The 18,960-nt window shown below is 71.9% G+C and carries 16 protein-coding genes; 12 read left to right on the top strand and 4 right to left on the bottom strand.

Going from position 1 to position 18,960, the window contains the following annotated elements; translation table 11 throughout:
- Positions 1 to 37: 37 nt before the first annotated feature.
- Both ACIPTO_RS17020 and ACIPTO_RS17025 read left to right on the top strand, forming a co-directional pair.
- On the top strand, positions 38 to 610 hold the full coding sequence (locus ACIPTO_RS17020) for a hypothetical protein (protein ID WP_401192691.1): 573 nt from the start codon (positions 38 to 40) through the stop codon (positions 608 to 610).
- A 299-nt stretch (positions 611 to 909) separates the two neighbouring features.
- Positions 910 to 2,499 carry an alpha-1,2-mannosidase gene (locus tag ACIPTO_RS17025; RefSeq protein ID WP_401192693.1) on the top strand — a complete coding sequence of 530 codons (1,590 nt, stop codon included), beginning with the start codon at positions 910 to 912 and terminating at the stop codon, positions 2,497 to 2,499.
- 111 nt (positions 2,500 to 2,610) lie between these two features.
- On the opposite strand, the gene ACIPTO_RS17030 is transcribed toward ACIPTO_RS17025, so the two are convergent.
- The gene (locus ACIPTO_RS17030; RefSeq protein WP_401192695.1) at positions 2,611 to 3,489 is read right to left on the bottom strand and encodes an oxygenase MpaB family protein; all 879 of its coding nucleotides are present in this window, start codon (positions 3,487 to 3,489) and stop codon (positions 2,611 to 2,613) included.
- Positions 3,490 to 4,127: 638 nt separating this feature from the next.
- Here ACIPTO_RS17030 and ACIPTO_RS17035 point away from each other — a divergent pair.
- The gene (locus tag ACIPTO_RS17035) at positions 4,128 to 5,303 is read left to right on the top strand and encodes a S1 family peptidase (RefSeq protein WP_401192698.1); all 1,176 of its coding nucleotides are present in this window, start codon (positions 4,128 to 4,130) and stop codon (positions 5,301 to 5,303) included.
- Positions 5,304 to 5,353: 50 nt separating this feature from the next.
- Here ACIPTO_RS17035 and ACIPTO_RS17040 read toward each other — a convergent pair whose 3' ends face one another.
- Entirely contained in the window at positions 5,354 to 5,962 is a 609-nt protein-coding gene (locus ACIPTO_RS17040) for a TetR/AcrR family transcriptional regulator (RefSeq protein ID WP_401192701.1), read from the bottom strand.
- Positions 5,963 to 6,059: 97 nt separating this feature from the next.
- Here ACIPTO_RS17040 and ACIPTO_RS17045 point away from each other — a divergent pair, with 97 nt between their 5' ends.
- The 3 genes from ACIPTO_RS17045 (at position 6,060) to ACIPTO_RS17055 (ending at position 8,853) form a co-directional block, all read left to right on the top strand.
- Entirely contained in the window at positions 6,060 to 6,713 is a 654-nt protein-coding gene (locus tag ACIPTO_RS17045; protein WP_401192703.1) for a CatB-related O-acetyltransferase, read from the top strand.
- Positions 6,714 to 6,765: 52 nt separating this feature from the next.
- Positions 6,766 to 7,944 carry a macrolide family glycosyltransferase gene (locus ACIPTO_RS17050; RefSeq protein ID WP_401192706.1) on the top strand — a complete coding sequence of 393 codons (1,179 nt, stop codon included), beginning with the start codon at positions 6,766 to 6,768 and terminating at the stop codon, positions 7,942 to 7,944.
- Positions 7,945 to 8,145: 201 nt separating this feature from the next.
- On the top strand, positions 8,146 to 8,853 hold the full coding sequence (locus ACIPTO_RS17055) for a beta-glucanase (RefSeq protein ID WP_401192708.1): 708 nt from the start codon (positions 8,146 to 8,148) through the stop codon (positions 8,851 to 8,853).
- 50 nt (positions 8,854 to 8,903) lie between these two features.
- On the opposite strand, the gene ACIPTO_RS17060 is transcribed toward ACIPTO_RS17055, so the two are convergent.
- The gene (locus ACIPTO_RS17060; RefSeq protein WP_366317992.1) at positions 8,904 to 9,920 is read right to left on the bottom strand and encodes a LacI family DNA-binding transcriptional regulator; all 1,017 of its coding nucleotides are present in this window, start codon (positions 9,918 to 9,920) and stop codon (positions 8,904 to 8,906) included.
- Positions 9,921 to 10,095: 175 nt separating this feature from the next.
- On the opposite strand from ACIPTO_RS17060, the gene ACIPTO_RS17065 reads away from it, so the two are divergent.
- From ACIPTO_RS17065 to ACIPTO_RS17085, 5 genes are all read left to right on the top strand, one after another.
- The gene (locus ACIPTO_RS17065; protein WP_401192711.1) at positions 10,096 to 11,922 is read left to right on the top strand and encodes a glycoside hydrolase family 2 protein; all 1,827 of its coding nucleotides are present in this window, start codon (positions 10,096 to 10,098) and stop codon (positions 11,920 to 11,922) included.
- A 138-nt stretch (positions 11,923 to 12,060) separates the two neighbouring features.
- Positions 12,061 to 13,407, top strand: a complete 1,347-nt coding sequence (locus ACIPTO_RS17070) for an extracellular solute-binding protein (protein WP_401192713.1) — start codon at positions 12,061 to 12,063, stop codon at positions 13,405 to 13,407.
- A 35-nt stretch (positions 13,408 to 13,442) separates the two neighbouring features.
- The gene (locus ACIPTO_RS17075) at positions 13,443 to 14,348 is read left to right on the top strand and encodes a carbohydrate ABC transporter permease (RefSeq protein WP_401192715.1); all 906 of its coding nucleotides are present in this window, start codon (positions 13,443 to 13,445) and stop codon (positions 14,346 to 14,348) included.
- Between the two features lies 1 nt (position 14,349).
- The gene (locus ACIPTO_RS17080) at positions 14,350 to 15,297 is read left to right on the top strand and encodes a carbohydrate ABC transporter permease (RefSeq protein ID WP_401192718.1); all 948 of its coding nucleotides are present in this window, start codon (positions 14,350 to 14,352) and stop codon (positions 15,295 to 15,297) included.
- Between the two features lie 63 nt (positions 15,298 to 15,360).
- On the top strand, positions 15,361 to 16,812 hold the full coding sequence (locus tag ACIPTO_RS17085) for a glycoside hydrolase family 43 protein (RefSeq protein ID WP_401192720.1): 1,452 nt from the start codon (positions 15,361 to 15,363) through the stop codon (positions 16,810 to 16,812).
- A gap of 12 nt (positions 16,813 to 16,824) precedes the next feature.
- Here the strand turns inward: ACIPTO_RS17085 and ACIPTO_RS17090 are convergent, their stop codons facing one another.
- A complete protein-coding gene (locus ACIPTO_RS17090) occupies positions 16,825 to 17,403 on the bottom strand; it encodes a cysteine dioxygenase (protein WP_401192723.1) in 579 nt (192 codons plus the stop codon).
- Between the two features lie 496 nt (positions 17,404 to 17,899).
- Between ACIPTO_RS17090 and ACIPTO_RS17095 the strand changes: the two genes are divergently transcribed.
- Positions 17,900 to 18,916 (top strand): LacI family DNA-binding transcriptional regulator, encoded by a 1,017-nt coding sequence (locus ACIPTO_RS17095; RefSeq protein WP_401192725.1) that lies wholly within the window; start codon positions 17,900 to 17,902, stop codon positions 18,914 to 18,916.
- Positions 18,917 to 18,960 lie beyond the last annotated feature (44 nt).

Genomic DNA, 18,960 nt, shown 5'->3' on the forward strand with positions numbered 1-18,960 from the left:
GGAGTCACATCACCATCTGACGGGTTGTCATACGGTCATGACGATCGAGATTCCGACCCAGCACCCCATGCCGTCCCACCCGCGCCGCAGGGACGGAAGAGCACCCCTGCCCGCCCCCGAGGTCCGTGCCCGGCTGCGCCGGGCATGGCAGCTCACCGACGAGCAGGTCGCCGCGGCCTTCGGCGTGACCGCGGCGACGGTGCGGTCCTGGGAAACCGGCCGCACCACCCCGACGGGTATGCGCCGGGCCGCCTACGCCGCGTTCCTGAGCGGCCTCGCCCAAGGGCTGGCCCCATCGGCCGCCGAGGCCGGGGCCGGGACCGCACCGCCCGTGGTGCACCCGCCCCGGCGGGCCGCGAAGCCTCGCCCACGGCACCGGAGCAGCCGGCCGCAGCCGCGTCCGGCACTCCAGCCGTCCCCTCCGACGGCATCCGCGGCACCAAGGGGCGTCGTCCGGCACGCACAGGTCGCGGTCGCCCTTCCGGTGGGAGCGGGACCTGATCCCGTCACACCCGCCCGCCGCCGCAGACTCCGCGTGATGGCGACCGCGGCCGGCCTCTGGACCGTTCTCCTGCACCTCCTGATCACCACTCCGCCGCCACACATGTGAGGCCCTCCACCCGACAGGACACAGGCCGCAGGTCGGCGACCCGGACCGCCGACGGTCCCGCCGACCTGCGCCGGCCCCGTCCGCCGACCCGCCCGGCGCGGACGAACGCTGTGACGGCTCGTCAAGTACGGCGGCCAGATCGGCTGTTGGTGTCCATACACGGTCAACTCACATGCGGATGAGGCGCGTTGTCAGTGGCAGCCGATACGTTCTGCACGTGCCGCGGACCGCGAGGCCGCGCCACTCACATCACGACCGGCAGCCCCGGTACGCCCGGACAGCACGACGTAGGGACACGCATGCAACCCGTATTCGCCGACTTCTCCACCACTCCGGCCCAGCTCTCGAACGCCGTGGTCACCCACCACCGCTGCGGCATCGCGCCCTCGCACCTCGCTCTGGGCGCCGGCGGTCACATCAAGGTGGACTTCACGGCCGAGGGACGGAAGGAGGACGAGGAGGCCGTCGTCACGGTGACCGTGCTCGGTCCGAGCGCCCCGATGGACGTCCTGCTCAACGGCAAGGCTCTCGCGGAGCGGCTCGCGATACCGGCGGACGAGGGCCACGGCGACCCGCGGGACATCGTTCTCAGCGCGCTGGGCGACCTCCTGGTCGCCGGCACCAACCTCCTCGAAATCCGCAGCCCGGAGGGTTCGGACACCCTCCTGCTGCTGCGTGCCGTCACCGTCGCCCCGGCCCACGGGCAGGAGGAGGCGCGGCACGCCGTGGCGGCCCGGGCGGCCCACCGGTCCGTCGTCGCCTTCGGCGCCGAGGTCCGCGCTCCCGGCACCACCGTCTGGCAGCCCGCGCCCCGGCTCCTCCTGCACGTCGACCTCGGCGAGTCCGCCCTGCCCTCGCACCTCTCCTGGCGCACGGCGGACGGAGCGGAGGCGGCCATCGGGCTGCGCGCCGACATGACGGGCTTCCTCGGGCACCGCAGGGCCGCCGACGGCACGGTCACCGAGTACCGCGGCTCACTCACCGACCGCTGGGCCTACCCGGAGGGCACGGCCGGGGCCCGGCTGCACCGCTTCTCCACGGAGTCGGGACAGGACAGCACCTGGTCCCCCGCGGGCGAGCTGCGACTGCTGCTCGACGACGGCGGGGCACCCCTGGAACGCGTGTCCTGGACGGACCGGCGCGGCACCACCGTGTCGATCGCCCTGAGCGGCGCGAGCTCCACCGGCACACCGGCCGCGCCGCAACCCGGCGGCGAACTGCGGGACATCACGCGCACGGTCGAGGACGTCGAGGCGAGCGACGAGTTCGCCGAGTGGGGCGAGGTGGCCGAGAACCTGCTCGGCAAGTCCCACAACAAGTGGCTTGCGCACGAGGACACAGCCGAGCTGACCTTCACCTTCGCACGGCCCGCCGCCGTGGCCGTCTACCGGCTGACGTCCGCGAACGACTGCCCGGACCGGGACCCGCGGGACTGGGAACTGCAGGGATCGCACGACGGCAGTCACTGGACGACCCTGGACACCCGCACCGGTGAGTCCTTCAGGAGCAGGCACGAGACGAAGGAGTACCCCGTCGCCTCCCCCATGTCCTTCGCCCGCTACCGCCTCAGCATCGACGGCAACAACGGCTCCGACATGACCCAGCTCTCCCGGACCCAGTTCCTCACCGCCGACGCCCCGGCCTCCGGTCCGACGCACGGCGCCGCCGACTTCACCGGCTACCGCACGGTCCTCGGGGGCGACCCCGTCGGCTACCGGGGTACGACCGTCCCCGGCCCCTGGTCCGACGCTCCCGGTCAGCAGGCGGGCCAGGAAGCGGGGGAAGCCCTTCAGCAGCTGCTCGCCGGCGACCTGGGCGAGACCGCCCGCGGTCTGGACGAGGCCGCCCGGCTCATCGGCAAGCTGGCGTCCTACCTGAAGAACTCCTGACGGCCCGGTGCCGGACCCGCGGGCCCGAAGGGCCATGGGCGGCCCGGCGGCCGGACATCCGGCCGCCGGGTGCGGACAGCCGCCCGACGGGTCACGACGTCGGCCTCCGGGTCACGCTCCGGCCGGACGGGGCGCGGGGGCCATCGCCCAGCGGATCATCGAGGTCAGGGCGGAGCCGAGCGGGCGTACGCACAGCGTGTCCACCGCCGCGAGCCGGGGCAGCCGCAGCTCCGCCGCCGCCCAACGCGGCAGGAGCGAGACCGCGTTGGCGGCGAGCGCGCCGTAGGGGAGGCGGGCCGCCAGCGGGATGGGCGGGTTCAGGAGGAGGAAGCGTGCGGTGTCGCGTGCCTGCGGGGTCGCTTCCAGTTCCGGCCGGTAGGCGAGCAGGCGCTCGGCCAACTCGGCGCGGTTCCGTGGCGGGTCGGGCACACCGAGCGCCACGGCGACCCTGGCGGTGTCCGCCACGTACCCGTCGCACTCCGCGTCCGTCAGGGGACGCGCCCCGTAGCACTGGTGGGCGCGCAGGAAGCTGTCCACCTCGGCGATGTGCACCCAGCACAGCAGGTGCGGATCGGCGGCGTGGTATGCCTCGCCCCGGTCGGTCTCGCCGCGGACGCGCTCGTGAACGGCCCGGACCTGGTCGCAGGCCCGCTGTGCCTGGTCGGCGGTGCCGTAGGTCGTCGTGGCCAGGAAGGTGCTGGTCCGCTGCAGTCGGCCCCAGGGGTCGCCGCGGAAGCCGGAGTGGGCGGCCACGGCCGCCATGGCCAGGGGATGCAGCGACTGGAGGAGCAGGGCGGACAGCCCGCCGATGAACATCGAGGCGTCACCGTGCACCCGGCGGACGGGCTGCTCCGGGCCGAACCAGCGCGGGCCGGGGGTCTCGTGGATCTCGGCGCGGTTGCGGGGGCCGTCCGGTCCGGCGACACGCGCGAACAGGGCGGCGCCCAGTCGTTCACGCGGGCCGAGCCGCCCGGCGCAGGTGGGTTTCATGGGTCACTGCCTTCCGCCGACCTGTCTTCCATTCTGCCGGAACCCTCCGTACCCGACTCAGGAGGGCCCCGGGGAAGCGCTGCCCCTGGGTCCCGGTGCGGTGGGCCGCGAGCGCGCACTCCGCCCTCCCTTCCGGGCCGGAGACACCGTCGGATGCGGTCGGCGACCGGTCGTCCGACAAGGGAAACTCAGCGCGGGAGAAACTGCCCGGGAACCATGCCCATCGGCCGATCGACCGGGACTCCGGTGCCGGTCCTGAACTCCCCGGCAAGGGGCGGGTGTTGCGCGAGGGCTGGACAGCGGTCCCGAGGACTGCTGTCATCCCTGAGTACCGCACTCGCCGTCCACAGACGGCGAGTTGGCGCAGCACCCGCATGCGACGGCCCGCCCCACACCGGTCCGTCCGCCCTCAGCACTGTCGACATGACAAACGTTCAGTCGTGACACCTCGTCAGCACAGAACGCTGACAACGATGTCGAACGCTCGTCGACGCAGCGGAACGACAACGGCACCTCCGACCACCTCTGGCAGCTCGACCGACCCACCCCCACGACTGACATGGGCACACCACACCGGAGACCGGCGCCGCACAGCTCCACCCCTCTTCCCGCCCCACACGGAAATGAAGGAGCGCTCCATGAGAACCCCCACGAAACTCTGCCTGGGCCTGTCCGTCCTGCTGGCCCTGGGCACCGGAGCCCTGGGCCTGTCACCCGCCGCCGCCTCGCCGTCGCAGTCGACACCGTCGGTCACCACCCTGTCCCCCGGGCTGACCACCGCCCTCCAACGGGACCTCGGACTCACCGCGACGCAGGCCCGGACACGGCTGGCACACGAGGCCGCCGCCACCCAGCTCGCTCCTCAGGCCGAACGGGCCGCGGGACGGACCTTCGGCGGTTCCTGGTACGACGCGGCGCACGGCACCCTCGTCGTCGGGCTCACCGACACCGGTGGCGCCGCGGCCGACTCCGTACGGTCCACCGGCGCCACCGTGGTGCGGGTCGCGCACAGCGCACACACCCTGGACGCCACCAAGTCGGCACTCGACGCCGTCGCCAAGGCGGACGGCGCCCCCACGGCCGTCCAGAGCTGGCATGTCGACCCCCGCACCAGCAAGGTCGTGGCGGAGGTGCGCAAGGGGGCCGAACACAGCGCGGCCGTGACGAAGTTCCTCGCCCCGGCGCGCGCGGCCGGACTGCTCACCCTCACCGGCGTCGCCACGGAGCGGAGGCCGCAGACCTTCGCCGCGGGCACCGTCGGCGGCGACCCGTACTACATCAACGGCAACACCCGCTGCTCCATAGGCTTCTCCGTCGTCGGCGGCTTCGTCAGCGCCGGACACTGCGGCACGCCCGGCAGCTCGGTGGTCGGCTGGGACGGTTCGGCGATGGGCACCTTCGCCGGCTCCTCCTTCCCGGGCAACGACTACTCGTACATCCGGATCGGCAACGGGTGGTGGACCGTCCCGGTCGTGCTGGGCTGGGGCACCGTCAGCGATGTCCTGGTGCGCGGCTCAGCGGTGGCGCCGGTCGGCTCGTCGATCTGCCGCTCCGGCTCGACGACGCACTGGCACTGCGGCACCGTGCTCACCCAGAACGAGACCGTCAACTACAGCCAGGGATCGGTCTACCAGCTGACCGGCACCAACGTCTGCGCCGAACCGGGCGACTCCGGCGGCTCGTTCATCACCGGCGACCAGGCCCAGGGCGTGACCTCCGGCGGCTGGGGCGACTGCACCAACGGCGGCCAGACCTGGTTCCAGCCGGTCAACGAGATCCTCAGCACCTACGGCCTGACCCTCGTCACCGCCTGATCCAGCGGAGAATTCCCGCCCGGCTCATCGAGAGCCGGGCGGGCGTCCGTTCACCGGGAGAAGGCGCCCGCCGCGGCGGCCAGGACCGCCGTCTCCGCGGCCCGTTCCGGGAGCCGGGGGTCCGGATCGGCGCGCATGAGCACCAGTTGGTGGTAGAGCGGCGCCGTGGCGGCGATCAGCAGACTCCGGGCGTCCTGGCGCCGCGCGGGGAGTTCACCGCGCTCGACGGCCCGCTCGACGAGGATCTCGCACTGGGCGTACCGGTCGGCCCACAGCCGCGTCTGGGCCCGCGCGGCCCGCTCGGAGTGGAACGAGGCGGCCATCAGCGCGACGGCGAACGACGGCAGCACGACCAGGGACTCCTGGATCTCCTGGTTGAGGGCCGTCAGGTCGCCGCGCAGCGAGCCGGTGTCCGGCGGTCGCCAGTCCATCTCGCCTGCGGCCTCGATGACGTCGACGAGCAGCCCGCCGACATCGCGCCAGCGCCGGTAGACGGTGGCGCGGTGCACTCCGGCCCGGGACGCGACGGCCTCCATGGTGAGCCCTTCGTGACCGCCTTCGGCGAGTTCGGCGCGCACCGCGTCGAGAACCTGGGCGCGCACCCGGGCGCTACGGCCGCCCGGGCGGCGGTCCGACGTCGTGTCCAGTGGGTCTGTCATCGGCACCCGGTATCCGGTTGAGCACGGCGGCAGGGCTGTGCAAGCATCCTAACGCGACAACTGTCGCCATAGCGTCCGGAGAGGAACCGCACCCGCGATGCCGCCCGTCCCCGCCGACCCCACCGTGCTCCACCCGATGCCCGAGCACCCGCGCGTGGTGCTGCTCAAGCCCCTGGTGAAGTCCCCGCTGATCGAGGTCGGCGACTTCTCCTACTACGACGATCCCGACGACCCGACCGCGTTCGAGACGCGCAACGTGCTCTACCACTACGGTCCCGAGCGCCTCGTCATCGGCAGGTACTGCGCACTGGGGACGGGCACCCGGTTCATCATGAACGGCGCCAACCACCGCATGGACGGCCCTTCCACCTTCCCGTTCCCGACCATGGGCGGCTCCTGGGCGGAGCACTTCGACCTGATCACCGGTCTGCCCGGCCGGGGCGACACGGTCGTCGGCCACGACGTGTGGTTCGGCCACGGCACCACGATCATGCCGGGGGTCCGCATCGGGCACGGCGCGATCATCGCCGCCGGCGCCGTGGTCACCGGCGACGTCCCCGACTACGGCATCGTCGGCGGCAACCCCGCCCGGCTCATCCGCACCCGCTACGACGCCGCCGACACCGCCCGCCTGCTGGCCGTGGCGTGGTGGGACTGGCCGGTGCGGCACATCACCGAGCACGTACGGACGATCATGTCGGGCTCCGTCGCGGACCTGGAGGAGGCCGCCGCACGGCTCGACCGGCCCTGACCGCACGCCCTCACCCCACCCGCGCCTCCGCGCGAGAGACGAGTGATCGCCCATGCCCCGTCGCCGTGCCCATGTCGCCATGGTCGGCGTCCCCATCGTCAGCCATGTCCTGCCCAGCCTCGCGGTCATCCGCGAACTGGTGTCCCGCGGACACCGCGTCACCTACGCCAACGACCCGTTCATGGCCGAGCGCATCGAGGCCACCGGCGCGGAACCGGTGCGCTGCACCTCCACGCTGCCCTTCGCGGACGACAACTGGCCCGACGATCCCATCGCGGCGGCGGGCCTCTTCCTCGACGACGCCGTCCAGGCGCTCCCGCAACTGCGCTCCGCCTACGACGACGATCCGGCCGACCTGTATCTCTACGACATCGGCGCCTACGCCGCCCGCGCCCTCGCCGAAGCCCAGGGCCGCCCCCTGGTGCAGCTGTCCCCGACCTTCGTCGGCTGGGACGGCTACGAGGAGGACGTCGCGGTGCACCTGCGGAAGCTGCCGGGCGCCGACGCGTACCGGGACAGGTTCGCGCGGTGGCTCGCCGGCTGCGGGGCGACCACGAAGGACGTGGACGCGTTCGCCGGGCCGCCCGCCAGGTCCCTCGCCCTGATCCCGCGAGCGATGCAGCCCCACGCCGACCGGGTCGACACCGACACGGTGACCTTCGTCGGCCCGTGCTTCGACACCCCGGCGGACTTGGGCAGTTGGACCCGCCCAGCGTCCGCGGACAACGTCCTGCTGATCTCGCTCGGCTCGGCGTACACCCACCGGCCCGCGTTCTACCGCCAGTGCCTCGCGGCCTTCGGCGACCTGCCCGGCTGGCACGTAGTCCTCCAGATCGGCAGGCACACCGACCCCGAGGAACTCGGCACGGTTCCGCCCAACGTCGAAGTGCACTCCTGGGTGCCGCAGCGGGCGATCCTCGAACAGGCCGACGCCTTCGTCACCCACGCCGGCATGGGCGGATGCGGCGAAGGGCTGCTCGCCGGGGTGCCGATGATCGCCGTACCGCAGGGCGCCGAGCAGTTCATGAACGCCGACCGGCTCGTGGAACTGGGCGTCGGCCGCCGCGTGGACACCGCCGACGCCACGGCCGAGACCCTTCGCACGGCGCTGACCGGGCTTGTCGCGGATCCCCGGCGCGTCGACCGCTCGCGCCGGTTGCGGGCCGAGGCCCGGACCGAGGGCGGCACCGCACGCGCCGCCGACCTCATCGAGGAGCTGCTGCCCGCCTGAGCCCGCGCTCCGGCCGAGGTGGTACCCGGTCGGTGCGGGAGCACAGGTTCGTTTCCCACCCGGGCGTTCGGGCCGGGGCCGCGGGCCCGTCACCCGCAGGTGCGAGGATTCCCGCGGCTCGGGCGGCCACCGCATGGCCGGCCGCCGGGCCGGGCAGCACTGCGGCACCCGACGCCGTCTCCGCCACCGAGGGAGCCGTATGTGAGCGATGTCGTCTTCACGGCCGATTTCACCTCCGCCAGCCAATGGGTGGCAGGCCGTTCCTGGGCCTATCCCGACGGCGGCCCCACCAACCCCGGCGACAACAAGCTGGACCACCTCACCCCCGACCCGGCCTACTCCCGCACCGGCACCTTCCGCGCCACCCCCAGGACCGACGGCTCGTGGGACACTGGGCTGCTGACCACCGAGGGAAGCGACGAGGCCTTCACGGTCCGTACCGGGGACCGGCTCCAGGTCCGTGTGTGCCTGCCCACGGGACTGGGTGCCTGGCCGGCCGTCTGGACCTGGCGCGACGGAGGCAACGAGGTCGACGTCTTCGAGTACCACCCCGACAACCCCGACCTGCTCGAACTCAGCAACCACGTCCGCGAAGGACACAGCTATCTGCGTCACCCGGCGGTCCGTCCGGGGGCGGTCGTCGACCTCGGGGTCACCTTCGGCCGACGCAGCGTCGTCTGGACCCTGAACGGCGCCCGGGTCTTCGCCGACGGCCGGGGCGTCGGTTCCGGCTGGTACGCCTACCTCATCGTCAACCTGTCCGTGTGCGCCGGCCGCTACCACCCGGGCCCCGCCCCCGGGACCACCGAACTGTCGTACCGCGTCGAGAACTTGACGGTGCGTCGGCGTGCGCTACCGCACGCGGTGGAATCCCGTGTCGACGCGTCGGCGGCCGGCACGGAGCCGTAGGCGGGACCCGGGACCGTCACCGCCACGGACTGCGGGTCCCTCCGCCGGTGTCAGCCTCCGCTGCTCTCCCGGACCACGATCCGGTGCCCGATCACCTCGTCCCGGTACGGGAGGCCCGAGTCCGGGGTGTCGATGCGGTTCAGCAGGAGGGACACCGCCGCGCGGGCGATCTCCCGCTTGTCGGGCGAGACGGTGGTGAGGCTGGGCACGCTGAAGCCGGTCGCCTCGATGCCGTCGAAACCGACGACGTCCATCTCGTCGGGCACCCGCACCCCGCTCTCGTACAGGGTGCGCAGGGCCCCGAGCGCCATGTTGTCGTTCAGGCACAACAGCGCGTCGGGCGGTGATCCGTCCCGCATCAGCCGCGCCGCCGCCTCGGCGCCGTCCCGCCAGTGGTAGGCCTCCACCGGCATCACCAGACCGGCGTCGAAGGCCACGCCCGCCGCCGCCAGGGCCTGGCGGTAGCCGTCGGTGCGCAGCCGGTCGGTGCCCTGCTGACCGCGCACCGCGCCGCCGATCACCGCGATACGACGGCGTCCTCGGGCGAGCAGATGCTCGGTGGCCTCCCGGGCGGCGCGCACGTTGTCGATGCCGACGTGGTCGGTGTGTCCTTCGGCGGAGCGTTCGCCGAGCAGCACCACGGGCATCCGGCGGTCCCGGGTGGCGAGGTCGCGGGGCAGCAGGGAGAGCGGGCTGAGGATGACGCCGTCGCAGAACTGGGTGTCGAAGCCGTGCAGCGCGGCCAGTTCGCGGTCGCGTTCCGCTCCGGTCTGGTGGATCAGCACGGTGCGGCCGTTGCTCCCGGCCGCCTCCATGACGTGCCGGGCCAGCTCGGAGAAGTAGGCGACGTCGAGCTCGGGCACCGCGAGGGTGATCATGCCCGTTCGGCCCTGGCGCAGCTGGCGGCCGGCCATGTTGACGCGGTAGCCGAGGGCGTCGATCGCCTCGCGAACGACCGTGCGCGTCTGCTCCGAGACGTGCTCGAAGTCGTTGATCACGTTGGAGACGGTCTTGGGCGAGACGCCGGCGTACTCCGCCACGTCCTTGATCCTCGGTCTGGCCGCCACGCTGCCCTTCCTTCCGAACTTGGCTGATCGTACCGACCGTCGAGTATCGCTTTCCGGCCAGTCGCTCGCACACAAACTGCGTCCGAACTATTTACATCGATGTAATCGCCATGGTGCCATGACCCCGCACAACCTCCACCACGCACCGACCTGCACTCTCGTCACGAGGAGCACCATGCCCGACCCGTACCTCCCGGACGCGCCACCCCGCCCCGAGTACCCCAGGCCGCAGTTCACGCGGGACGCCTGGCTGAATCTCAACGGCGAGTGGCAGTTCGAGACCGACCGGTCCGACACCGGCCTGGAACGCGGACTGACCGACCGCGAACTGAGCAGCCGCATCCTCGTCCCGTTCTGCCCCGAGTCCGAGCTGTCCGGCATCGCGGAGACGGACTTCCTGGAAGCCGTCTGGTACCGGCGCACGGTGACCGTGCCCGCCGAGTGGGCCGACGCCCGGGTCCTCCTGCACTTCGGGGCGGTGGACCACGACACCACGGTGTGGGCGAACGGCCAGGAGGTCGCCCGCCACCGCGGCGGGTTCACCCCGTTCACCGCCGACCTCGGCGCGGTGGCCGCGGCGGGCGAGGAACTGACCGTCGTGGTGCGCGCCCGGGACAGCCGGCACACCGTGCAGGCCCGCGGCAAGCAGGCCACCTGGTACGCCAACTCGCACTGCCACTACACCCGGACCACCGGCATCTGGCAGACCGTGTGGCTGGAGCCGGTCCCCCGCGCCGTAGCCCTGCGCCGCCCCCGCATCACCCCCGACCTGGCCACCGGGTCCTTCCTGGTGGAGCTGCCGCTGTCGGCGAACATCGCCGGGCACCGGGTGCGCGCCACGCTCGCCGACGCCGGCGGCACGGTCGTCACCGCCGAGGGCCGGGCGGATCTGGACCTGTGCCCGCGCCTGGTGCTGACCGTCCCCACGGACCGGCAGCGGACCTGGTCACCGGCCGACCCGCACCTGTACGACCTCACCCTGGAACTCCTCGGCCCGGACGGCGAGGCGGTCGACAGCGCCCGGTCCTACGCCGGTCTGCGCTCGGTCTCCGTACGCGGCAAGGAACTGCTGCTCAACGGCGAACGCGTCTTCCAGCGGCTGGTGCTGGACCAGGGCTACTACCCGGACGGGCTGATGACCGCGCCCAGCGACGCCGCGCTGCTGCGGGACATCGAGCTGGGGATCGAGGCCGGGTTCAACGGCGCCCGGCTGCACCAGAAGGTCTTCGAGGAGCGCTACCTCTACCACGCCGACCGGCTCGGCTACCTGGTGTGGGGCGAGTTCGGCGACTGGGGCTGCGAGACCGGCGTCCGCGACGACAACCAGCGGCCCGACGCCTCGTACCTCACGCAGTGGCTGGAGGCGCTGGAGCGGGACCACTCGCATCCGTCGATCGTGGGCTGGTGCCCGCTGAACGAGACGTACCAGAACCTGCACGACCGCATCACCGTGCTGGACGACGTCACGCGGGGCATGTTCCTCGCCACCAAGCAGGCGGACCCGACGCGGCCGGTCGTCGACGCCTCCGGCTACGCCCACCGGGTGCCGGAGACCGACGTCTACGACTCGCACTGCTACGAGCAGGACCCGGTGGCGTTCGCCAAGATCATGGCCGGGCTCGCCGAGGACCGGCCGTACGTCAACACCGGCCCCGAGGGCCGCGCGTGGTCGGTGCCGTACCGCGGACAGCCCTATTTCTGCAGCGAGTTCGGCGGCATCTGGTGGGACCCGGAGACCGCCGCCGCGGCCGGCGACGACACCGGCACCTCCTGGGGGTACGGCGAACGGCCGCGCACCGAGGACGAGTTCGTGGAGCGGTTCCGCGGTCTGACCGGCGTGCTGCTCGGCGATCCGGGGATGTTCGGCTACTGCTACACGCAGCTCACCGACGTCTTCCAGGAACGCAACGGCGTCTACCGCTTCGACCGTTCCGAGAAGGCCGACACCGCGCAGCTGCGCGCCGCCCAGCTGCGCCCGGCGGCGTACGAGGACACGCCGTAGGAGCCGGTGTCCCGCTCCACGTGAGCGGACACACCGCACTCCGCACAAGATTTACATCGATGTAAGAACGCATGGTGGGCGGCGTGGCCGCACGGACCGAGATGTCCGACGCGTCGCCGCCCACCGGGAAGGAAGCACATGACCGGCACACCCGCCCAGGTCCCCCGCCACGGACCGACCAGACGCCGTGTCCTGACGACGGCACTCGCCGCCGGCGCCGCGGCCCTCGGCGCCGGGGCGCTCAGCGGCTGCGGATCGGCTCTCGCGGCCGACGACGGGTCGACGGTCCGTCTCTGGGACCTGTTCAGCGGAGCCGACGGCGGTCTCCTCAACGAGATGGTGGCCAAGGCCCGGCCCAACATGCCGGGCACGCACATCGAGCGCACCGTCCTGGAGTGGGGCACCCCGTACTACACGAAGCTCGCCATGGCCTCCGCCGGCGGGCGCGGGCCCGACGTGGCCGTCTCGCACCTGTCCCGTCTCGCCGGGTACGCGCCCACCGGGCTGCTGGACCCGTGGGACCTGGACGTCCTGGCCGAGTACGGCATCGCCCCGGACGACTTCGCGGACGCGGTGTGGTCACGCACCCAGCTCGACGGCCGTACCTACGCCGTCCCGCTGGACACCCACCCCTTCATCGTCTTCTACCACCAGGAACCGGCACGGAAGGCGGGCCTGCTGACCGCCGACGGCACGCTGGACGCGGACGCGTTCTCCTCCCCTGACGGCTTCCTCGCCGCGGGGAGGGAACTGGCCAAGGCCTCCGGCAAGCAGGGCATCGCGTTCGGCTACGTCACCGACACCGCCCAGTGCTGGCGGCTGTTCTACGGCCTGTACCGGCAGACCGGCGGCCGGTTCGAGCTGCCCGCGGGCGGACCGGCCGAGGTGGACGAGGACCGGATGGCCGAGGTGATCGCCTTCATGGCCAAGGTGGTCGACGGCAAGGTGAACCCGAAGAGCCTCGACTACGCGTCCGCCATCGCCTCCTTCGTCAACAACCAGACGGCGATGATCCTCTCCGGCGAATGGGAACTGGGCACCTTCCGCGCGGGCGACAAGAACGTCGGCGCCGCCCCCTTCCCGACGGTGTTCGACACCCCCGCCGTCTACGCCGACTCGCACTCCTTCGTCCTCCCCCACCGGGACCACCCGGACGAGGAGCACCGCAGGCGCACCCACCGCGCGGTGGCCGCGCTGCTGAAGGCCGGCCAGATCTGGGCCACCGCGGGCCACATCCCGGCGTTCCAGCCGGTGACCCGGACCGCCGCCTACGCGGCGCTCCAGCCGCAGGCGCACTACGCCCAGGCCGCCGGCCATGTCGTGCTCGACCCGTCGGTGTGGTTCGCCGGGGCGGGCTCCGACTTCCAGAACGCCATGTGCCAGGTCCTCCAGCAGGCCCTGCTCGGCGACACCAGCCCGGACCGCGCGGCCCGCGCGATGACCCGGCGCCTCAACACCTTCCTCTCCAAGCCCAGCCCGGCCTGATCCGGCCGCGAACCATCCGCGCAGGAGGCACAACGATGTCCTCTCCCCTCCCCCCGTCCCGGACCGGGACGCTCACCGCGCGCCGGATCCTCTCCCCCGGCCTGCTGTTCGCCCTGCCCTTCCTCGTCCTGTTCGCCCTCTTCATGGTCTGGCCGCTGGTCCAGGGACTGTGGATGAGCCTCACCGACACCTCGCTGTCGGCCCACACGCCGGGCTTCGTCGGCCTGGACAACTTCTCGGAGGCCCTGCGGGACGCCGAGATGTGGCGGGCGCTCGGCCACACCGTGTGGTTCACCGTCCTGTCGACCGTCCCGTTGGTCGTGGTGGCTCTCGGCATGGCGCTGCTGGTCCACACCGGACTGCCCGGCCAGTGGGTGTGGCGGCTGGCGTTCTTCGCCCCGTACCTGCTGCCCGTCGGTGTGGTGAGCCTGCTGTGGGTGTGGCTCTTCCAGGGCGATCTCGGCCTGTTCAACCAGGTACTGAACGCCGTGGGCCTCGACTCGGTGGCCTGGCTGAGCGACTCGTCGGTCGCGATGTGGGCGATCGTGCTGACCACCCTGTGGTGGACGGTCGGCTTCAACTTCCTGCTGTACCTGGCGGCCCTCCAGTCGGTGCCGGACCATCTGTACGAGGCGGCGGCGATCGACGGCGCGGGCGCCTGGCGGCGGCTGTTCTCCATCACGCTGCCGCAGCTGAGCCGGATCACCGTGGTGGTCACCGTGCTCCAGATCCTGGCCTCGCTGAAGGTCTTCGACCAGATCTACCTGCTGACCAAGGGCGGTCCGGACAACTCCACGCGCCCGGTCATCGAGTACATGTACGACGTCGGCTTCACCGGTTACCGGCTCGGTTACGCCTCGGCGATCAGCTACGTGTTCTTCGCCCTCGTCATCCTCGCCTCCGCGGCGCAGTACGCCGCCCTCCGTCGCCGGGAGAAGTGACATGACCTCCACCACCGAACTGCCCCTGCCCCGGCCGAAGTCGGCGCCCCGCTCTCCGGTCATCCGGGAGGTGGCGGCCCGCCGCTACCGCGCCGAGGCCCGCCGCACCCATCTCTCCCTGGGCGAGAGCCGTACCGCGCGGGTGCTCACGTTCGCGGTGCTGACCGTCCTCGCGCTGCTGTGGCTGCTGCCGATGGCCTGGGGGCTGCTGACGGCGTTCAAGTCGGAGCAGGACGCGAGCGATCCGGTGCACTGGCTGTGGCCGAAGCACGGGTTCACGCTGGCCGGGTTCCGCAGTGTGTGGGACCGCGGGGAGCTGCCGCTGTGGATGTTCAACAGCTTCCTGGTCGCGGCCGTCGTCACGGTGATCACGGTGGCGGTGTCCGCGATGGCCGGCTACGCCTTCTCCAGAACCCGTTTCGCGGGCCGCAGATGGCTGTTCACGGTCACGGTGGCGGCCGTCCTGGTGCCGCCGCAGATGCTGATCGTGCCGTGGTTCCAGCAGATGCTGAGCCTGAACCTGCTCGACACCTACGCGGCGGTGATCCTGCCGCAGACGGTGGCGCCGGTGATGGTGTTCATCCTGAAGAAGCACTTCGACTCCCTGCCCAAGGAGTTGGAGGAGGCGGCCCGCATAGACGGCGCGGGACACTTCCGGATCTTCTGGTCCGTGCTGCTGCCGCTGTCCCGTCCGATGCTGTCGGCGGTGGCGATCTTCGTGTTCATCGGCGCCTGGAACAACTTCCTGTGGCCCTTCGTCTCCACCTCGGACCCCGACCTGATGACCCTGCCCGTCGGCATCACGTCGGTGAAGGACGCCTACGGCGTCCAGTACGCGCAGTCGATGGCCTCGGCCGTGCTGGCCGCCCTGCCGCTGGTGGTCGTCTTCCTGTTCTTCCAGCGGCACATCGTCAAGTCCGTCGCCACGACGGGCCTCGGCGGCCAGTGAGCCGGCCCCCTTCCTGAAAGGCGCGACCACCCCACTCACCACCACGATCCATTGGAGCCGCACATGAGTTCGTCCCCCCGCACGGCACGCACGGCGGCGCTGGTCGCCCTGCTGCTGGCCGTGGTGTTCTCGCTCGTCTCCACCCCGACGTCGACCGCGGCGCCCCAGGCCGCGGCCGTCACCTCCAAGACGTTCCGCAATCCGCTCAACACCGGGCCCGACCCGTATCTGACGTACTGGAACGGCTCGTACTACATGACGACGACCCAGGGCGGCAGCATCCGCATGTGGCGCTCGGCGTCCCTGGCCACCCTTCTGGAGTCGGACCCGGTCACCGTCTGGACCGACACCGACTCCTCGCGGAACAAGAACATCTGGGCATCGGAGTTCTACCGCTTCGGCGACCGCTGGTACCTCTACTACACGGCGGACGACGGCGTCGACGACCACCACCGCGTCTACGTCCTGGAGTCCGACGCCGACTCGCCCACCGGCCCCTACCACTTCAAGTCGGCGCTGATCCCGCCCAACCACACGAGCGACTTCGCGATCGACCCCAGCGTCTTCACCCACAACGGCCGCCTGTACCTGGCCTACAGCGGCATCAACGCCTACCAGCACAACGGCCTGAACATCGCGCCCCTGTCGAACCCGTACACCGTCTCCGGCGACGCGGTCGCGATCGACGGCGCCGGAGGCTGCGCGGAGGTGCGCGAAGGACCGGAGTTCCTGAACCGCAACGGCCGTACCTGGATGACCTATTCGACCTGCGACACCGGGAAGCCCGACTACCAGCTGTGGATGATGTCCCTCGCCGACGGCGCCGACCCGCTGGTGGCGTCCAACTGGCAGCAGCGCGGCGGCGCGGTGTTCTCGCGCAACGACTCGGTCGGGGTCTACGGTCCCGGCCACCACGCCTTCTTCAAGTCCCCGGACGGTACCGAGGACTGGATGGTCTACCACGCGAAGTCGACGTCCCAGTACACCTACACCGACCGCACCAGCCGCGCCCAGAAGATCGGCTGGAACGCCGACGGCAGCCCGAACCTGGGCAGCCCGCTCGCCATGGGCGCCACCCAGAACCTGCCCTCCGGAGACCCCGGTTCGGGCAACCACTGGATCAACGACGACAGCCGCTCCAGCGGAGACGGCACCCTCGCCTACACCGGGACCTGGAACTCCGGCACGGGGTGCGGCACACAGTGTTTCTGGGGCGACGACCACTGGAGCGACCAGGCCGGCAACACGGCGACCCTCACCTTCACCGGTACCCGCATCGCCCTGCTGTCGGTACGCGACACCGGCAACGGCATCGCCGCCCTCAGCGTCGACGGCGGGGCGGAGACCCGGGTCGACTTCTACGGGGCGATCCGCACGGGCGAGACCGTCCAGTACGTCAGTCCGCGGCTCGCCGCCGGCCGGCACACCCTGCGGATCCGGGTGACCGGTGAGCACAACGCCCAGTCGACGGCCTCGTTCGTGAGCGTGGACCGGGCCGAGGTGTACACGGACTGACGGCCCGGCGCGTCAGACCATGTCGTCCAGGGGCCGCAGTTCGTCGGCGTAGGAGACCGAGGTGCGCCGAAGGATGCCGGTGCGCGAGACCGTGTACTGCCCCATCCGCCACAGCGGCGGCGAGTAGGCGTGGATCGACACGCTGCCCGCGTCGCGTCCGGTGAGGCGGTGGATGTGGTCCGGGCCGAAGCAGAAGACCTGGCCGGCCGGGACCTCGGTGGCCAGGCTCGGCACGCCGACGGCCAGGTTGTGTTCGACGAGTGCTCCCTCGGCCACCGCCACGGCGCCGGACGAGACGTCGTGATCGTGCCAGCCGGTGTCGTTCCGGGGCGTCCAGCACAGCACCCAGACGTCGACGTGGGCGTCCCGGTACAGCGAGACGTAGTGCCGGTTGTCGTCGTCGTAGGCGACGTGCTCGCTCCAGATGTCGGGGTCGGCGGCTATCGACGAGGCCAGCTCCAGCAGTTCGCGCTTGTCGAGGTCGCGGCCCGGGAGGGTGTCGAGGGTGACGGCCGCGCGGACGTGACGCCACGGCACGGCATCGCGGGCGGCGGCGGTGTCGAGGTCGTGGGACGGAAGCGGTGCGGTCACGGTCGTACTCCTTCGTGCGGGTGCAGGAATTGCTGACGTCTTCGTCGCGTGTGGCCGCCGCGCCGAGGTCGTGGGCGGCCGGACGGGGCACGGCCGTCGCAGCCCGTCGCCGAGGCGTCGATGCGCGCGGGCGAGCGACCGCGTCCCGCGCGCGGCGGCCGTGTCGGCGGGGCGGGGTCCGGGCGGGGCAGTCACGGCTGCTCGTGGTGCTCCGGCCTTACCCGGACGGGCGGTTGACCGTCCAGGTGCGGGATCCCGGTGTCGCGGCGGCGAGTCCGGGCGGACTCTCGACCGCCCGGCGAGAGCGTCCGGGCACCGGGGTCGGTGAAGGTCGGTCGCACCGTGTTCGCACCGCCATCTCCTCACTTAAGCGGTTCAGTGATGCGATACAGTGAAGCGCTTAAGCTGAGCCGATGTCAATGCTCGCCCGGAGGCCTCCCACCGCCCCGGGCGACAGGAGCGGCTCCCCGGTTCATCCGGTCGTTACACTGACGAGGTGCCAAAACAGCCGCGGCGGATCACCCTGCGCGACATCGCGGAGGAGACCGGGCTCTCCGCCGCCGCGGTGTCGTACGCGCTCCGCGGACTCCAGGTGCCGCCCGAGACCCAGCGGCGTGTCCGAGAAGTGGCCGACCGGCTCGGATACCAGGCCGATCCGATCGCCCGCGCCCTCGCCTCCGGCCGCACGGGATACGTCGGCGTGCTGTGCGGGTCCCTCGCCGACGTGTGGCAGCAGGACATCGCCGCCGCGCTCGGCCGCAGGTTGCTCGGAGTCGGCCGGCACGCCCTGATCGTCGACGCGTCCAACGACCCCGAGCTGGAGGCGACCCTCGCCTCCCAACTGGCCGACCAGCGGGTGGACGCGCTGATCGTGCTGCCGGTCGACCCTGCCGCCGCGCACTGGAAAGAGGTCGCCCGGCGAACGGTACTGACGTCCATCGGCGACGGGTTGCCCGGAGCGGCCACCGCCGCGGAGGTCGTCTTCGACAACGAGGCCGGGGTCACCGACGCCCTCCGGCGACTCGTCGACTGCGGCCACCGCAGGATCGCCGTCATGACGCCGAGCCGGCCCACCACGCCCGACCGTCCCGCCGAGGCGATCGCCCATCAGGTCGCGCAGCGGCTCGGGCTGGACGTCACGCTCCACCCCTCCCCGCACGACCTGGACGGCGCCACCGCGGTGGCGCGAGCCGTCCTGAGTTCGGCGAACCCGCCGACCGCCTTCCTGTGCCTGGCCGACTCGATGGCCTACGGCGTCTACGCCGGAGCCCGCGAACTCGGCCTCGAAGTCCCCGACGACGTCTCGGTCATGGGTTTCGACGACCACCCGCTGTCGCGGCTGCTCACGCCACCGCTGTCCAGCTACCGGTGGCCGGCGGACCTCCTGGTGGACCTGGTGGTCAAGCGCACGGTCAAGGCGATCGACGAGGACAGACTCAGCCGGCGCAAGGTGCTGGCCCCGGAAGCCAAGCCCCGTGGTTCGGTCGCTCCGCCGAGGACCGCGAGCCGGTAGGGCCACCTTCCGCGGCCGGACCACCGGGTGGTCGACCGGCCCGG

The organism is Streptomyces sp. NPDC090083, assembly GCF_044747445.1.
Classification (GTDB): Bacteria; Actinomycetota; Actinomycetes; order Streptomycetales; family Streptomycetaceae; genus Streptomyces.

Excerpts from the sequence above, each read along its gene's own strand:
- ACIPTO_RS17045 (WP_401192703.1), top strand. The coding sequence starts at position 6,060 with ATGCCGCCCGTCCCCGCCGACCCCACCGTGCTCCACCCGATGCCCGAG.
- ACIPTO_RS17070 (WP_401192713.1), top strand. The coding sequence starts at position 12,061 with ATGACCGGCACACCCGCCCAGGTCCCCCGCCACGGACCGACCAGACGC.
- ACIPTO_RS17025 (WP_401192693.1), top strand. The coding sequence starts at position 910 with ATGCAACCCGTATTCGCCGACTTCTCCACCACTCCGGCCCAGCTCTCG.
- ACIPTO_RS17050 (WP_401192706.1), top strand. The coding sequence starts at position 6,766 with ATGCCCCGTCGCCGTGCCCATGTCGCCATGGTCGGCGTCCCCATCGTC.
- ACIPTO_RS17085 (WP_401192720.1), top strand. The coding sequence starts at position 15,361 with ATGAGTTCGTCCCCCCGCACGGCACGCACGGCGGCGCTGGTCGCCCTG.
- ACIPTO_RS17040 (WP_401192701.1), bottom strand. The coding sequence starts at position 5,962 with ATGACAGACCCACTGGACACGACGTCGGACCGCCGCCCGGGCGGCCGT.
- ACIPTO_RS17075 (WP_401192715.1), top strand. The coding sequence starts at position 13,443 with ATGTCCTCTCCCCTCCCCCCGTCCCGGACCGGGACGCTCACCGCGCGC.
- ACIPTO_RS17080 (WP_401192718.1), top strand. The coding sequence starts at position 14,350 with ATGACCTCCACCACCGAACTGCCCCTGCCCCGGCCGAAGTCGGCGCCC.
- ACIPTO_RS17065 (WP_401192711.1), top strand. The coding sequence starts at position 10,096 with ATGCCCGACCCGTACCTCCCGGACGCGCCACCCCGCCCCGAGTACCCC.
- ACIPTO_RS17030 (WP_401192695.1), bottom strand. The coding sequence starts at position 3,489 with ATGAAACCCACCTGCGCCGGGCGGCTCGGCCCGCGTGAACGACTGGGC.
- ACIPTO_RS17020 (WP_401192691.1), top strand. The coding sequence starts at position 38 with ATGACGATCGAGATTCCGACCCAGCACCCCATGCCGTCCCACCCGCGC.
- ACIPTO_RS17035 (WP_401192698.1), top strand. The coding sequence starts at position 4,128 with ATGAGAACCCCCACGAAACTCTGCCTGGGCCTGTCCGTCCTGCTGGCC.